We start from the raw sequence: 14,243 nt of genomic DNA on the forward strand, positions 1-14,243 counted from the left end.
CCTCCCGGAGCCGGACATGGAAAAGGCCCGCGCCAGGCGGGGCCTACAGAACGGACAGAAATCCCAGGTCAGCGCCCGGCTGACTGGGTCCTGCGGTAGATACGCACCCACAAGAGCGCGAGCGCGCGTTGACGGTTGTCCCCTACGGGGTCGTAGGGGCAGTCAGTGATCGGGCGGCGGTTCAGCGCCGCCCACCGCGCCGTGGTGACGGCCGCCCTGTGGTCAAGTTCCGACAGGCTCACCGGCGACTCTCCTTGATCAGCCTCGCCGCCTTCTTGTCGGAGGCGCGGCCCAGCATCTGGGCGCGGAACTCGACCAACGTCATGCGGGGGTGCTTCTCCCACCACGTCTTCAGCTCGTCGGACGCCCACCGGTAGGCGACGTCCTGTCTGCCCGACAGCAGCGACCGGCCGTCGATCCCCCGGCGCCGGCCCTCAGCGTTGACGAGCACCCCGCGCGTGTAGCGTTCAGCCGCGATGAACTGAAGCTCCAACCACTCCTCGAACAGCCGCCGAACCACCTGGTCGAGAGTCTCCCCCGGCAGACGCTGCGACTCGACATGACCGCGGGACTCCTCCCGCCGCATCAGGTCCGGGTCCATCCCGTACACCTGCGCGTACGCGTCGAACTCGTCCACGCCGTCGTCGATCAGGTCCGCGACCGCGCGGTCCTCGGGCGTCTCCTCCAGGTCCCAGCGCCAGTCCGGGTCCTGCTCGCGCCGGTCCAGCTCAGCCAGCAGCCGCTCCAGCGCCACACCATCCCCGGCGCGCGAGAAGCGCTCCACCAGCTCGAGCACCTGCTCATCGGTGACCTTGGCGAAGTCCTCGGGCAACTCGCGGACGGCTGCATTCACCTGCTCGTCCCGCTGTGCTTCCCGGTCGGCGTCGCGCTTCTCCAGGACCTGCGAGATACGGTCAACCGCGGCCTGGTCGTCGGCGTGCTGCCCGAGCAACCCCGCCAGCTCCTCGTCCGACCGCTTCTCCAGATCGCGCGGCAGCACCTTGGCGCGCTGCCGGTCACGGCGGATCGGCAGACCCGACTCCTTGGCGTGCTCGCGGATCCGCTCGTTCAGTGCCTTGACCCGCCGCTCAGCCTGGTCCCGGTCCTTCTTGTCCAGCGCGACCGACGCCTGCCGCCGCGCCGACCGCAAGTCCCGCTCCATGCGGCGCATCTTCTGCGAGTCGGCGTAGTCGGCCGGGTGCTTGCGCACCGGGGGCCTCTTGGTGGCGCCCGGCAGGTACGCGAGGAGGTTGTGCCCGCATCCGGGATGCAGCAGGCCGGCCGTACGGGCCTGCTCGACGCTGCCCTCCACGAGCACATCGATCATCTGATCGGCGACGTACGACAGTTCCTGCCGCCACCCGATGCGGCCCGACTGGGTGAGGATCTTCCCCTCCCAGGGGGCGCAACGAGAGCAGGTGAACGGCAACCGGCTCACGATCACGAGATCGACGCCGTTCTCCTTCAGCGTGGCCAGATGCCCATCGACGGCGGCGCGGGCCATCGCCGACCTAACGGCCATCTCGGTGTACGAGCCGATCGACCACGACCGGCCAGACGCGTCGGTGAACCCGGTGATGCCCTTGCGGGCGAACATGTCCAGCGCGCGGGCCGTCGCCTGCTCTCTCGTCTCCGCGCCCGTCAGCGCCCGGCCAGCCACCTGCGCGACCACCTGGGAGAACACGTCCTCGGTGGTGCGCAGCGCACCCATGTGGACGCTCTGCACGCGCTTCACCGTCTGGCGGGCCAGCTCGATCACGCCCTGGCCCTGGCCGATGCGCTTGGCATTACCCAGATGCGTCAGGTCCGTCATCGCGCGCTGCACGCCGCGCCGCCACGCCGCATTGACGCCAGTCGTGACGAGCTTGTCCGACAGCCGCTCCAGGCGGAGCACCACCCGGTCAGCCTGGCGGCGCAGCTCCCGCAGCTCCGCGAACCGCGGGCCTTCCCACTCGGGTTCACCGAGCCGCGCCACGAGAGCCTCAGACACGACGCGCAGCAGCTCCCGCTCCGCGTCGTAGTAGATCGCCGCCACGGCGCGGGCGTGGTCGAGAGCGGCCTCGATCTGCTCAAGGTCCTGCTGTCCGAGGGCCTCGGCCGCCGCGGTGCTCACTCGTCATCGCCGTCCCGGTCAGGAACCAGAACGTCGTCCAGCCGGTCCGGGTCGGGGACATTCAGCCCGAGCTCGTCGCGCAGCTTGTTCATCTCGGCCCGGACCTGGTGGTCGTCCCACTCGGGGTGGACCATGCGCACCTTCGACTCCACGCTGAGGGCCTGGGCGCGGTTGAACAGCTCGATCGTGCGGGCCAGCGACTCCGGGTCCGGCATGACGCCGTCCGGCCAGTGCACCTCAGCACGCTCCGCACTGACCTTCGTGCCCCACACGCCGTGGTCCACGGACAGGATCGCGTCCGACAGCCACTGCAGCGACGGGTTCCAGTAGCCGGTCTTCCGGCCCCTGGTCGAGAACGACTTGCGCTCGCGGGAGTGGATCTCCGTCGCGGTCAGCTGGCGGCCGCTGTTGTCCGACTCGCCGAAGCTCTGCGCGGAGTAGCCGGCGCCGCGCAGGATCTGGCCCACCAACGCCTTGGCCGACTCGACGTGCTCGGTCACGCGGATCGCGAACTGGCTGATCGTCAGCATGGCGTTCGGCGCGGTGCCGGGCGGCGGCAGCATGCCCAGGCCGGAATAGATCTCCTTGTCCGGATCCCACGCCGCGCCCTTACCTCGGCCGAGGTTCTCCAGGAACAGGTCCGGCACGACGATCCGGCCCTTACCGAGCCGGATGTCCCGCATGAGGCTCGTCCACACCTCGTCCAGGCTGTCCATGAGGTGCTCGACACCCGCGTAGTCGGATCGCCCGAGCGCTGTCCCCCGGATCAGGCGGTGCGGCCTCATGTTCGGGACGTAGTTGACGAGCAGGCCGCGCGGGAAGTAGGTGTCGAAGCCGCCCGTCTCGTCCACCTTGTCGGCGTAGATCTCGGTTTCCGGGTGCTCGGTCAGCGGGATCGGCTTGCCGAGCCGGTCGCTGGTGCCCTCGTACACGCCGTGGTAGACGCGGCCGCGCTCGTGCCGTTCGAGGTGCCGGATCACGCACTTGTCGTCCTCCGCGAGGACCTTCCAGAACGTGACGGCCGCCAGCGCCCCGTACCGAAACTCTGGGATGGCGGAGTCAGGCGGGAACACCGACAGCACCGGGTGGTCGTACATCTCCGTGTCCCAGCCGACGCGCAAGAACACCCCGCCGTACGCCGAGGAGACCTCCGCGGCTTCCAGCAGCGACCCGTAGATGCCCGCCTCGTGCATGAGCGAGTCGAGCCGCTTCTGACCGTTCTTGCCCTTCACCCGCAGCGTCGGCGGCTCCGAAAACAGCAGGTCCGCCGACGTGCTGGAGATGTCGCCCGCGATCGGGATGTGAAGCTTCGTGTTCCGGATCTGCCCAGCCGGCGTCGGACTCCCCCAAAACCAGCGGCTGACGCGGTTCATGAGGCCGGTCACACCCGGCTGCGGCCGGTCCCATCCCTTGGGGTCGAGGCCGATCCCGTGCACCTGGTTCACGCCGTACACGCGCGCCAGATGATCAGGATCTCCCCCGTACCATGCCCCCCACTGCTCATAAAGCCGCAGCTCACGATGGATGTGCGGCGGCGGCCACGCCTGATCCTGCACCGGCAGCGGCATCTCACGCCCTCACTCTTCTGTTGTTGATCGCCGAAACGTGGCCGGTCAGGTCCGAACAGGCCAATGCCAGGTGCCCGGCTCGGAGCCAGGCCCGACGTTGTACTCGTGGAACCCGCCTTGCTGGCCGGGCGTGAACACCCACAGATGCACGTGGAAGGCGCTGTCGAGCGGCGGGACCGCGCCCACCTTCACCCCTTCGGGATCGAGCGTCTCCACGTCAGCGGTCACGATCGCCGCCCTGACCGCGTGCAGGCCCTGCTTGCCCCGGTAGCGGACAATCCGCCCAGTCACCGGACGTTCCATGCGAACTCCTTAAATGACGTCGATGAGCCCCGCGGGCAGCACCGGCTGCTCGACGGTGGCAGTCACACGCACCCACGCCTGGTAGGTGCCGTCCGGCCGCGCCACGGTCCCGCCTGGGCCGAACAGGATCCGGGCGGTCGCGCCGTGCTCGGTGACCGAATCGGGCTTCCACTCGGCGTCGTGCCAGTCGCCTTCAACGGGCTCCGCGCCGGGGACGGTGAGCGCCACTTCGACCTGTTCCACGCCCGTTGCGCCGCGCACGAAGAACGGCAAGTACTCGCGCGACAGCGACGAGATCGATTCCCCCACCACGGGCTCCTTACGTGTGCGATGCGGACCAGGTACGGCGAGGCGGGTCAACGCTCCAGCCGCGCGGGGACAAGCTGGCGCCCCACGTCCTGCGCGGCCCGTCAACGCCGGTGAACGGGCCACCGCGATACAGCAGCGGCGTGATCGGCAACGCGGTGTCGGCCTCGACGACCGTCACCACGAAGCCGGTTCCGATCCGCTCGACCCGGCTGGTCTCGGCCGCCTGGCCGACGCCCCGCCTCCTGACGCGGGTCAGCAGGCTCGACGAGCTCATCTCAGCGGCTACGCCGAGCAGCCTCCGGCGAACGGCCCTGGCCGATTGCACCCCATCAGTGGTCGTCGCCAGGCCGACATGACGCACCTTCACCGCAGTGACCGGCAGCGCCGCGCTGATCTCGCTGGCCGCCCTGAGAACCGGACCAGTCGCGGGGATCACCAACTGCGCCGCGCCGGACTCGCCGGCGCGGCCGAGCGTGCGCGCGTGCGCCCCAGCGGCTCTGGCCGGATCGCCAGCCTCCGCAGCCTGCCCCACCGTGCGAAGCTTCTGCGGCCGCAGTGCGGCTGCGCCGCCCGACTCACCAGCGGCGCCGAGCTGCCGCATCCGCATAGAGCGCGCCACGGCGACGGTCTCGACACCCGAGGCCGGCCCCACGGCGCGGATCTTGCGTGCGGTGATCGGCAACGCTGTGCCGCTGCCGATCACACGGCCGACCTGCGCGATGTTGATGGACGGGCCGAGCTTGGTGGCGCCGATCGCGACGTCGTCGAGCGTCCACCAGGCGGTCGTATCCTGCCAGCACAAGAAGTCAGCTTGGTACGGCTTTCCTCCCGGCCACGCGGTGGACGGCGAGATGACGTAGTTCGTGTGCGTGAGCGAGTCGGCGGTGAGGTAGGTCCACACCTCGACCGTGCCGTTGCCGGACGCGTCGATGGTGTAGCGGAACTCAAGCCGCGCCCACTGGTCGTACGGGATATCGGTACCGGTGACAACCGCCTGAGTCCCCGTCACCAGGTCGCCCGTGCGTACGGTGATGCGCCTGGTGAACGGGTCTATCCACGCCCTCGACACCACACCGGACGGGCCGGTCAGCCCGAACACCGCCCTCGCGGCCTTGAGATCATCCGACCCTGTGAGGTTGATATACAGCCGGCCGCAGATCGAATCCCCAGCCGGAGGCGTGTACCTCCAGCTCATCCGGCCATCGGCAGTCGTAGTGAGGTTGTACGCGCAATAGGCGCTCCCGCGCATCCCGGGATCCACGAAGATCATGTTTCCGGCGACTTCGGTGAACGCTGTCCCGCTCACCCCACCCGAAGTAGTCGGCAGGATCTGCTTGGAGGTCATGCCGCCGTCGAAGTTGTTCTTCGCGGGCAGCGCCACCGGAGTGATCGGCGGGGTTGAGGCGTAGAACTCGATGTTGTCGATGAACGCCGCATCGATGCCGCCCACAGGGTCAGCGTTTGAGCTGTCCTTGGTGTAGCGGAAGGTCACAGTGCCGCCCGGCGTCACTGTGTACTCGGCGGCCTGTATCCACGCTCCATTCGGTCCTGAGGCGTTGAACTGCTCTGCGCCGCCGATCAGGAATCGGAAGAAGTCGTAACCCGCTTCGCTACTGACCCGGTACCAGAACCGCAGCCGGTCACATCCAGCCGGAACAGTGATCGCGACGCTGGTAGTGCCGTTGTCGGAGATCACCGCGCTTTTGAAGGACCAGCTCCCAGCCTGCGGATTTGTGCTGTTGCGCGACCAGTTCCCGGACAGGCTGAATGGATAGCTGGTGTCCTCGAAGTCCTCCGTCACGACCGTGATCGGCGTGCCGCCCCAGTTGATAGGCGGGCTACTCGCAGCGGTCGCCCCGGTACCTCCGGACAGGGAACGACGATTGCCGCTGTAGTCGGTCGTCTCCGTCCGGTAGAGGGCGTGGGCACTGGCAAGACCAGCGGTGCGTTGCGGAAAGTGGTCGCCGTACTCCGCCTGAGCTTCGGCCTGGGTGAGAGCCGCGGCCCACACCTTCACCGCAGCAAGGCACCCGTTCAGCCACGCGGTATCGTCCGATGCCACGCCCAGCCGGAGCATGATGGCATTCACGGTTTTCACCGTCGTCCAGGTGTCCACGTTGAACGTGCCGGTCCCCTCCGCGCGGGAGGTCATGAAACCACCGCTGGCGCCGAACGAGACCGCCACGAAGTACCAGACACCCGGGGTGAAGGTCCGGCTGGCCACGGACACACCGTCGATCAGCACGCGCACGGTCGTCCCGTCGCTGTTGGTGCGCAGGCTGACGTAGTCGCTGGCGCTGCCACCGTCGATAGTCCACACCGTGGAAATGACATTGCGATCGACGCTGATCTTCACCCAGCACGACACAGTGAACGCCGTCAGCGACCCGAGGCTAAGCGACGTGGTGTGGTGCTGGCCAGCAGCGGCGTAACGGACCGCCACGCTACTGCGCCCGGAAGAAGCCCGCCGCGGCGATCTGCGCGACCACGTCGGACCCGTCCGGGGTGATCGGGAAGTCGTGCGCGGTCAGGGGCACGATCTGCGCGTCGGTGGCGGCCGCGGACGGCCGGTAGCAGACCAGCAGCTTGGCCCACTGCCCGCCGGCGGCCAGGACCTGCGGCCATGTCTGGTCGGGGATGTCAACGTCCACCCAGTCGTTGGCGTCGTTGGGCACCGCGGCGGTGAGGTCGGCCGCCACGAGGACCTTGCGCGCGTACCCGTTGCCCGCCGTGACTTCGTTGGTGGTGCCGGCCACGACGTCGGCGAGCGTGTCCTTGTCCTTCAGGACGGCGTCAGTCTCCAGGCCAGCGGCGGCCAGGGCCACCACGAGCAGCGCGCAGCCGGCTGGGTCGTTGGCGCGGACACGGTTGTGCAGCTCGGTGATGCGGCCCAGCGCGATGTTGAAGGTGAAGTCGGCCACGAGGCCCTCCCTCGAGTCGGGGGTGATCAGGTCCAGCGGTGCGGCCCCGGCCCCGCGCTGCCCCTCAACAGCGGGGGCCGGGGTCGCACCGGGTGCTCGACGCGCGTACGGGGAAGTCGCGCGGAGCGACGCACCTCCGGGCGGCCAGGCCGCCACAACCGGCCGCATGTCCGGGGTGCGCGTCTAAAAGACGGGGACGGGTTCGAGGAGCCTTAGCCATGCCGCCTGCGTGGTGTGGAGGGCGTAGCGCAGGGCATCGACGGAGTGGTCATCGACCTTGACCGGCGAGTCCTCGCCCTTCTCGGCCTTGCGCTCGTCCCACGCGTACCCGGCTATCTCGTCGAGCAGCCCGCGGCAGCTTTCGTGCACCCGCAGGTGGTCGGCTGAGATCACGTTCGAGACGGTGCGGATGCCGTCCAAGACGGCGTTATCGGCCTGCATGGGCCGGTAGCGGTCCCGGTACAGCTGCTGAATGAACGACGCCGCCGAGGGGTCCACCACCAGCCAGTCCGGTCTGACTCCGTGCGTGCCTGGCCCGTACGTGCCGGGGATGTGGTCCAGCCAGTCCGTCAGCCGCTCGCTGTACTCGCTGTCCGTCAGCTGGCGTCGTTCGGCACGCGAGTCGTAGCGCAGCTCGGAGGCGACATAGATACGGCGCTGCCCCTCCCGGTCGGGGATGGACACCCCCAGCAGCAGCGCCGCGAAAGGGTTGGTTGTGCCGTAGTCAACGCCGACGCCGAGCCACTTCTCCATCGTCGGCAGTTCGCGGACAACGTGCTTGTCATCGTCGAACATGTCGTAGATGGCGCCCTCGGCCATGACCCAGCGCCCGTCGATGAAGCGCTTGTACCAGAGCCCGGAGTACTCCGACTTCAGGGCCTTGACGTACGCCGGGTCGAGCGAGTGGTTGTCGTCGAGGCGGAAATGCCACGACCGCAAGTCGAGCTCGTGGGCGCGGTCGAGGAAGTCCCTCTTCAGCCAGTGCGACGGCGCGTCCGGGTTGGTGGAGCCGAACAGCTTCGCGCCCTTCACGCTCAACCGGGACAGGAGCATGTCCCAGAACGCCCGCTCGATCAGCGTGATCTCGTCCACGTACGCGCCGACCGCCGTCATGCCGCGCAGCCGGTTTTCGGCGCGGGCGTCGTTCGAGGTGACGATCTCGACGCGGCGGCCCAAGATCATCGCGGTCGGGGCGCCGCGCGTGTAGGTGATCCGCTTGGCGATCGGGCCAGTGATCGCGGGGTCCGTCAACGGCTCGAAGACGTTTCTGGCGACGGTGTCGCTCGTCTTGCCGACGACCACCAGGCTTCCGCCGCGCGGAGCGTTCGCCACGAAGATCACCCAGCGGATCAGGGACGCGATGGTCTTCCCCGACCGGATAGCCCCCTGCCAGATGTTCAGGCGAGCCGTCGATTCGGCGATCGACCTCTCTTGCTTCGGCGACAGCTTGACCGCCAGGCCCAGGCCGCTCATGCCTCGCCGCCGTCGTCGTCGTACTCGATCTCACCCCGGACGACGTCGGCCTGAACGATGAAGTCCGTGTCAGGGTCGGGCACCCGGTGCCGATCCTGCAGCTGGAGCAGCATGTTGCCGAGCAGGCTGGCCATGTCGTTGTCGGCCGCGCCATTCCGGTTGATCAGGTCCAGGCCCAGCAGGGACGCCCGCTTGTTCACGATCTTCAGGGCGGCCTCGACAGCGTTGACCTCGCCCTTGATGACCTTCGGCCAGACCGACGCCATCATGCGGTCGAGCCGGTTGATCTCCAGGTGCAGCAGCTCCTCAGCCGCCATCGCCTCCTGCTTGGCGGCCTTCTTCAGCGCGTTCGTGACGTCCTTGGAGACGAGCTGCGGCGAGGAGTAGCCGAGACGCTGAGCGATCACAGCGTTGCTGACCCCGGCGATCCGCATCTGAAGCGCCTGGTAGCGGCGCTCATGCCGCGCCAGCTTCACCTGGGGATCTTCAGCCATGAGGGGGCCGCCTCTCCTGTTCTGTCAGCGTTACCGCTGGCGCTCTGCGTGTGTCCTCAGCGCCGCCATCACGATCTCCGCAAGCGGCGCCTCACCGTCCCGGCTCCGGATGTCCGCGATCAGGCCCGTCACCTCGTCATGCTGCGCGGCCGTCAGCGGCACGATCAGCTCGACGGTCGATCCCGCCTTAGGCCGAGGAGGTGGAGCGGAGGCTGCGGCCGGCCCGACGTCGTCGCCCTCGTCTTCGGGTTCGTCGTCCTCGGGCTCGTCGTCGTCCTGGACGTCGGGCTGGTCGTCCTCGTCGTCGAGGTCCTCCACCGCGGGGGCAGGCGTCGGGGCGGGCGCGGGCCTGGGACTGGCGGGCTCGTCCTGCACGATCTCGATGTCGTCGCCGAGGTCGTCGAGCAGGTCCGCCAGGTCCTCGTCCCGCCAACCGGTGCCGTCGAGGTCAGGCAGGCCTGATAGCAGCTCGGCAAGCTTGGCGTCGTCGTACTCCCCGTACTCGGCCAGGCGATTGTCCGCGAGCATGATCCTCTTCGCGGTCTCGTCGTCCACGTCGATGACGACCGTGGGCACATGCTTGAGCCCCGCCTTGACGGCGCCGCGCCAGCGGTGCTCACCGGCGACGATCCGCATCCGCGACTTCTGCGCGACGACGGACCCGTAGAAGCCGTGCTTCTTGATCGACTTGACGATCACGTCCACGTCGCCACGGTGCGGATTGTCCGGGTGCGGCTCGAGGTCGCCGACCGCGACCATCCGGTATTCCTGCGGCGCGATCTTCGCCATCAGCTCTCCCCTGCCGCCCCCGGGAGGGCCAAGTAGTCGATTAGTCTGACCTGCGGCTTTGCGCGTTTCCGCAGGTCAGTATTCAAGGTGGTCGTCATCAAGCGCCACGGTGTCCAGCACGGCCGGTACGGGCGGCTCGACGATCTCGACGGTCACCCACAGCGCCCGTGCGCCCGCCTGCTCCGCGAACGCCATAAGCGTCTGCTGGCACGCCGCGTCACCGTGAAACTGGTCCGCGATCAGCGCGAACGGCTCCTCGTGGATGCCGCCCATCTCGACCAGCGGCAGCCGGAGAACGTGGATGCGCACTACTCGCCGCCGCCGGCGAGCAGCGCGAACCGGCGCTCAAAGATCGACTTCGGGACGGGCCAGAACTCGCCCGAACCGTCGTGACACACGTAGTCGCCAAGGACCGCACGTCGCATACCCTCCGGCGTCTGGATGTCCACGTACTCACCCGATCGGCCCCGGAGCGCGGTCTGCCCGACGATGCCCTTCAGATGGGAGTACGTGTTGATCCAGGACACGACCTCCTCGACCTCGGCGCCGACGACCTGCACGGCCTCGATGAGCTCCGGCGCGTGCTGGTACTCCTTGATGTCCATGATTAGCGTCTCCTCTTTCGGCGCGCATCGCTTATTTTGAGTAGGTAAGATAAGGGCATGGCAGGTCTACAACGCATCACCCAGCCGACGCTGGATGTGCTAGAGGTGCTGCTCCGCGCCCACAAGGATGGCGAGAAGATCCACGGCTGGGCGATCATGAAGCAGACTAAGCGGTCAGGGCCGACCGTCTACAGCGCCCTCGACCGACTCGAAGACGCCGGATGGATCACGGGCGAATGGGAGGAACTCGACCCAGACGCCAACCGGCCGCGGCGCCGCTTCTATCAACTCACAGGCGAAGGAGCTCCCGCAGCCCGCGCACTCCTCACGGAACGCCGCTCCGCCACACTGAAGACGAAGCCTTCGTTTGGGTTCTCTGCACTAGCTCAGTTCCGTACGCTGCTGGCCGGTGGCTGATGAACACCGAGATTGTGATGCTCATCGTGGGCGTACTCATCGCCGAAGGAACCGAGATTGCTCCGTGGGTGGCCAAGCGGCTCGTTCGTTGGTCCGCCAACCTGCGTTATCTCGACGCACGACGCGCTGAGGTTCGAGCAGAAGAACTCGAAGCGCTGATCGACAGCAGGCCAGGCAAGTTGCTCAAGCTCGCCACGGCACTGCTGTTCATGATCGGGGCAAGCATCGCATGGGCGCACCACACTGTCCTGTTGCTGCGCCTTCTGTGGGGAGTGCAGGCCCGCCAGCAGCTACAGCCAGGCGCCAACGCATTCCCAAAGAATGAAGGAGCCCCAAAGAACCTCCTCGTGATTACGCCTGAGGACAACATCACCATCACGATGACTGTGGGCACGCCCGAGGAAGCCATAAAGCGTGCCAAGGAGCTGATCAGAGCCCTGGACAGCGCCACCCTTCCCAAACCACTTGGAAAGCTCGATGTCGGACCCCGTGATGGCAGTATCGAAATCGGGCGGATGAAATACCGCATGGGACCGAAGGTCAGCGGTTGACCCACACCGACTCAACAGCGTGCCTGCGCTCGTCCGAGCTGGAGGCTCGCACCCGGTAGTCGATCCGCCGCCAGTCGGCGAGCAGCTCGTCATACATCTCCGAGCGGTACCCGGACAGCACCACGGCGCCCTTGCACTCGACGAGGAGCTGCAGGAGCCGTTCGTGCTCGGGCTCGCGGTCCATCTCCTTGACGTAGTGGCCGGGCCCGAACGCGTTGCGGGTGGAGCGCAGGTACGGCGGGTCCACGTACATCGCGGTCTGCGGCGAGTCCATCCGCTCGATCAGCTCGAACGCGTCCACCTGCTCGATGAACGCCTCCCGCAGCCGGGCCGCGTGCCAGCGCAACGCCGCGGCGGCACGCTTGGAGCCGGCCGGGTTGTTGACCCGCGTCCTCGAGGTCGGCCGCCGCCATGACGCGCCAGCCTCACCGCTGCGGGACTGGGTGCATTGGATCCACCAGCGGCGGGCGCGCTCCAGGTCGGAGGCGGTGGTGTCGCCTAGCTTGGCGGCCTGGTGCTCGGCGCGGGCGTACGGCGTCAGCTCGATCGCCCTGATCAGGGCGCGGGGCTGGTCGCGGAGCGTCTTCATGAAGGCGACGAGGTCGCCGTTGATGTCGTTGATCGTCTCGATCGGGACGGGGTCCTTGGCGAAGAACACCGCGGCGCTGCCCGCGAAGGGTTCGACGTACACCTCGTGCTTGGGGAGCAGGCTGGCCAGGAACGGGCCGAGTCTGCCCTTAGCGCCGTAGTACTGGAACGGAGGGCGCAGCGCCACGGGAACCCTCCTCGCTATGGTTATGGAGTGGACGATTCGATCAGGTGTACGAACGCGTGAGCAGGCCGAACCCGTACGACGAGGAGGCGTATCCGGTCACGGTTCCGCCGCTGGTCGCGTACGCGCCGCCCGGTGAGTTCTACCGCAGGAGCGTGTTCCTGCTCGCGTGGCGGCGCGTCGGCCCTGACCAGTGGGAGGGCCTGGTGATGTGGGTGGTGACCACGCGGACGGACGCCGGGGAGCTCCACCAGAAGTTCGTTGAGTGGGTGCCTGGTGAGGAGCTGCACCAGGTGCCCGCCGAGGCGCTGCGCGGCCGGTACAAGCAGGTTCCCCGGTTCACGCAGTGACAGGGGACTGTCGCGTTAGGCCGGGAAGTCGATGACCTCGACCAGGTCGGCCAAGCTGACGTGCTGGGCGACCTCTTGGACGCGGGAGCAGTAGGCCAGCAGGTAGCGGCGGCCGTGGACGGTCTGCATGACGCGGAAGCGTGGGCGCTGGTCGAGCACGATGACCTCTACTTCGATGCCGCGGGGCCCGTGCCAGACGCTCACGGCAAGGAGACTACGTCAAATCGGACACAAGCGCCTAATCTGCGCGCTTGTCGCTTGTGTCGCGCGGTGCGATGTCTGACCTGCGGAAACGCACCGCACCACGCTTAACGATCACGGTGTTCGCGATGCTCTGACCTGCGGAAACACGCCCAGCGCGTCTCTGAGACGTCGTGTCGCGGACCTATCCCCTAGCATGTGGACCCGCGAGATAGACGCTCAGCGTTGACTACAGCGTGCCTATCTCGCGTGTTCCGGTCTGATCAGCGCAGCTTTCCTGTCCTTGCGCGCCGAAGTTGGCAGTTGCTCATGCGAGTTGTCACGAAGGTGGCAATAGACCGGCTCGTGGTGTCAACACGCAGGTCACGTCTGTCCTGTCTCACTCGATATGGCGGAATCTCATCAGAGGTGGCGCAGTCCTTGATCTGTTCAGTTGTGGAGGCGGGTGCGACGATGGCTGGATGGATGTGGCGTTACAGGCCCTTGGATTGATGGCGGTCCTGTTGACCGGGTTCGTGTTCCCGGCATTGACGCGCCGCCGCGCCGCTAGCACCAGGGCGAAGGTGGAGGCCGCGCTGGCCGTCGGTGCCGAGGTCGGCTCGCTCAGGCTCATCGTCGCCATGGCCGTGCGGGAGGGAGCCTTGTGGCAGACGGGCACCCTCCGGTACGTCGAGCGCCGCATGACCTGGCGCGGGCCCTACGAGGAGATCGACCTGACCGGCGCGTCCGTCCGATCCTGGCGGGAACTCGAGAAGTCGGAACGGAAGGAGGTACGCCCGTACCCGATGTACATGGCACTCCTCTGTATCCACCCCGAGCTCGACGACTTCGAGCTGACGGCGGCGCCGGACGACCTGCGCGTCGTGGCCGAACTGCTCGGCCCCGAGAAATGACCGCTACCTCGCCCCCGGATACGACTCCAGGCAATGCCATCCGAATCCGGTCCCTGACCTGCATGTGGAGCAACTACTGCTTCGTGATCACGCGCCAGCTTGATGAGACGAAACGTCGCGCAAACCAAGCACGAGTTCGGCCAGGGTCCCGGCTTTTGCCATCTTCGATACGCACCCTAGGCCAGATCTCGCTCAACCTACTTGTCAATGCGCAGCTCGGAGCCTCGTCCAGGTGGCAACTTCGAGGAGCGCCAACATTTCCTCGCGGACCGCTCGGCCGGTGCGCACTTGCCCGCACCTCACCGGCATCACCAGGCGCGGACCAGCCGGTACTGCTCGACATCCTCGGCATGGTCCACCGAGGACCGGCACCCGCCGCAGACCGCACGCTTGGCCCACATGCCCAGGTTGATCGCGCCGCAGTGGTGCATCCACGCCGCCTTGTCCAGCGCGTTCGACCTCGTCCTCGACCTGGGCACGCCAG

General features: G+C 67.5%; 19 protein-coding genes. 4 read left to right on the top strand and 15 right to left on the bottom strand.

Going from position 1 to position 14,243, the window contains the following annotated elements:
• Window positions 1-68: 68 nt before the first annotated feature.
• From AB0J09_RS02840 to AB0J09_RS02895, 12 genes are all read right to left on the bottom strand, one after another.
• Complete coding sequence (locus AB0J09_RS02840) at window positions 69-242, bottom strand: Rmf/CrpP family protein (RefSeq protein ID WP_360684051.1); 174 nt, start codon at window positions 240-242, stop codon at window positions 69-71.
• Window positions 239-2,113: a phage minor capsid protein gene (locus AB0J09_RS02845; protein WP_360684054.1), complete on the bottom strand. Its 1,875-nt coding sequence runs from the start codon at window positions 2,111-2,113 to the stop codon at window positions 239-241. The genes AB0J09_RS02840 and AB0J09_RS02845 overlap by 4 nt, the downstream gene beginning before the upstream one ends.
• Complete coding sequence (locus AB0J09_RS02850) at window positions 2,110-3,681, bottom strand: phage portal protein (protein WP_360684057.1); 1,572 nt, start codon at window positions 3,679-3,681, stop codon at window positions 2,110-2,112. Before AB0J09_RS02850 ends, AB0J09_RS02845 begins: the two co-directional genes overlap by 4 nt.
• 45 nt (window positions 3,682-3,726) lie before the next feature.
• Entirely contained in the window at window positions 3,727-3,984 is a 258-nt protein-coding gene (locus tag AB0J09_RS02855; protein ID WP_360684060.1) for a hypothetical protein, read from the bottom strand.
• Between the two features lie 9 nt (window positions 3,985-3,993).
• Window positions 3,994-4,293 (bottom strand): hypothetical protein, encoded by a 300-nt coding sequence (locus AB0J09_RS02860; protein WP_360684063.1) that lies wholly within the window; start codon window positions 4,291-4,293, stop codon window positions 3,994-3,996.
• Window positions 4,294-4,303: 10 nt separating this feature from the next.
• Window positions 4,304-6,736 (bottom strand): LamG-like jellyroll fold domain-containing protein, encoded by a 2,433-nt coding sequence (locus tag AB0J09_RS02865; RefSeq protein ID WP_360684066.1) that lies wholly within the window; start codon window positions 6,734-6,736, stop codon window positions 4,304-4,306.
• A 1-nt stretch (window position 6,737) separates the two neighbouring features.
• On the bottom strand, window positions 6,738-7,214 hold the full coding sequence (locus AB0J09_RS02870) for a hypothetical protein (RefSeq protein ID WP_360684069.1): 477 nt from the start codon (window positions 7,212-7,214) through the stop codon (window positions 6,738-6,740).
• A 183-nt stretch (window positions 7,215-7,397) separates the two neighbouring features.
• Window positions 7,398-8,687 carry a PBSX family phage terminase large subunit gene (locus tag AB0J09_RS02875; protein WP_360684072.1) on the bottom strand — a complete coding sequence of 430 codons (1,290 nt, stop codon included), beginning with the start codon at window positions 8,685-8,687 and terminating at the stop codon, window positions 7,398-7,400.
• Window positions 8,684-9,181: a hypothetical protein gene (locus AB0J09_RS02880; protein WP_360684075.1), complete on the bottom strand. Its 498-nt coding sequence runs from the start codon at window positions 9,179-9,181 to the stop codon at window positions 8,684-8,686. Before AB0J09_RS02880 ends, AB0J09_RS02875 begins: the two co-directional genes overlap by 4 nt.
• 30 nt (window positions 9,182-9,211) lie before the next feature.
• Entirely contained in the window at window positions 9,212-9,970 is a 759-nt protein-coding gene (locus tag AB0J09_RS02885; protein WP_360684078.1) for a ParB N-terminal domain-containing protein, read from the bottom strand.
• Window positions 9,971-10,045: 75 nt separating this feature from the next.
• Window positions 10,046-10,279: a hypothetical protein gene (locus AB0J09_RS02890; RefSeq protein ID WP_360684081.1), complete on the bottom strand. Its 234-nt coding sequence runs from the start codon at window positions 10,277-10,279 to the stop codon at window positions 10,046-10,048.
• A complete protein-coding gene (locus tag AB0J09_RS02895; RefSeq protein WP_360684084.1) occupies window positions 10,279-10,575 on the bottom strand; it encodes a hypothetical protein in 297 nt (98 codons plus the stop codon). Before AB0J09_RS02895 ends, AB0J09_RS02890 begins: the two co-directional genes overlap by 1 nt.
• A 57-nt stretch (window positions 10,576-10,632) precedes the next feature.
• Between AB0J09_RS02895 and AB0J09_RS02900 the strand changes: the two genes are divergently transcribed.
• A complete protein-coding gene (locus AB0J09_RS02900) occupies window positions 10,633-10,992 on the top strand; it encodes a PadR family transcriptional regulator (protein WP_360684086.1) in 360 nt (119 codons plus the stop codon).
• Window positions 10,992-11,543 (top strand): hypothetical protein, encoded by a 552-nt coding sequence (locus tag AB0J09_RS02905; protein ID WP_360684089.1) that lies wholly within the window; start codon window positions 10,992-10,994, stop codon window positions 11,541-11,543. The genes AB0J09_RS02900 and AB0J09_RS02905 overlap by 1 nt, the downstream gene beginning before the upstream one ends.
• On the opposite strand, the gene AB0J09_RS02910 is transcribed toward AB0J09_RS02905, so the two are convergent.
• The gene (locus AB0J09_RS02910) at window positions 11,533-12,318 is read right to left on the bottom strand and encodes a DNA adenine methylase (RefSeq protein ID WP_360684092.1); all 786 of its coding nucleotides are present in this window, start codon (window positions 12,316-12,318) and stop codon (window positions 11,533-11,535) included. The two genes, AB0J09_RS02905 and AB0J09_RS02910, sit on opposite strands and share 11 nt — an antisense overlap.
• 56 nt (window positions 12,319-12,374) lie before the next feature.
• Between AB0J09_RS02910 and AB0J09_RS02915 the strand changes: the two genes are divergently transcribed.
• Window positions 12,375-12,665, top strand: coding sequence for a hypothetical protein (locus AB0J09_RS02915; protein WP_360684095.1), 291 nt, complete (start codon window positions 12,375-12,377; stop codon window positions 12,663-12,665).
• Between the two features lie 15 nt (window positions 12,666-12,680).
• Here AB0J09_RS02915 and AB0J09_RS02920 read toward each other — a convergent pair whose 3' ends face one another.
• Window positions 12,681-12,869: a transposase gene (locus AB0J09_RS02920; protein WP_360684098.1), complete on the bottom strand. Its 189-nt coding sequence runs from the start codon at window positions 12,867-12,869 to the stop codon at window positions 12,681-12,683.
• A 458-nt stretch (window positions 12,870-13,327) separates the two neighbouring features.
• Between AB0J09_RS02920 and AB0J09_RS02925 the strand changes: the two genes are divergently transcribed.
• The gene (locus AB0J09_RS02925; RefSeq protein WP_360684101.1) at window positions 13,328-13,759 is read left to right on the top strand and encodes a hypothetical protein; all 432 of its coding nucleotides are present in this window, start codon (window positions 13,328-13,330) and stop codon (window positions 13,757-13,759) included.
• Between the two features lie 308 nt (window positions 13,760-14,067).
• On the opposite strand, the gene AB0J09_RS02930 is transcribed toward AB0J09_RS02925, so the two are convergent.
• The gene (locus tag AB0J09_RS02930; protein WP_360684104.1) at window positions 14,068-14,238 is read right to left on the bottom strand and encodes a hypothetical protein; all 171 of its coding nucleotides are present in this window, start codon (window positions 14,236-14,238) and stop codon (window positions 14,068-14,070) included.
• Window positions 14,239-14,243 lie beyond the last annotated feature (5 nt).

It is taken from the genome of Nonomuraea sp. NPDC049784, from assembly GCF_040659615.1.
Taxonomy (GTDB): Bacteria; Actinomycetota; Actinomycetes; order Streptosporangiales; family Streptosporangiaceae; genus Nonomuraea.

Coding starts and splice junctions, on each gene's coding strand:
- AB0J09_RS02925 (WP_360684101.1), top strand. CDS start 13,328: ATGGATGTGGCGTTACAGGCCCTTGGATTGATGGCGGTCCTGTTGACC.
- AB0J09_RS02900 (WP_360684086.1), top strand. CDS start 10,633: ATGGCAGGTCTACAACGCATCACCCAGCCGACGCTGGATGTGCTAGAG.
- AB0J09_RS02850 (WP_360684057.1), bottom strand. CDS start 3,681: ATGCCGCTGCCGGTGCAGGATCAGGCGTGGCCGCCGCCGCACATCCAT.
- AB0J09_RS02895 (WP_360684084.1), bottom strand. CDS start 10,575: ATGGACATCAAGGAGTACCAGCACGCGCCGGAGCTCATCGAGGCCGTG.
- AB0J09_RS02880 (WP_360684075.1), bottom strand. CDS start 9,181: ATGGCTGAAGATCCCCAGGTGAAGCTGGCGCGGCATGAGCGCCGCTAC.
- AB0J09_RS02855 (WP_360684060.1), bottom strand. CDS start 3,984: ATGGAACGTCCGGTGACTGGGCGGATTGTCCGCTACCGGGGCAAGCAG.
- AB0J09_RS02875 (WP_360684072.1), bottom strand. CDS start 8,687: ATGAGCGGCCTGGGCCTGGCGGTCAAGCTGTCGCCGAAGCAAGAGAGG.
- AB0J09_RS02905 (WP_360684089.1), top strand. CDS start 10,992: ATGAACACCGAGATTGTGATGCTCATCGTGGGCGTACTCATCGCCGAA.
- AB0J09_RS02885 (WP_360684078.1), bottom strand. CDS start 9,970: ATGGCGAAGATCGCGCCGCAGGAATACCGGATGGTCGCGGTCGGCGAC.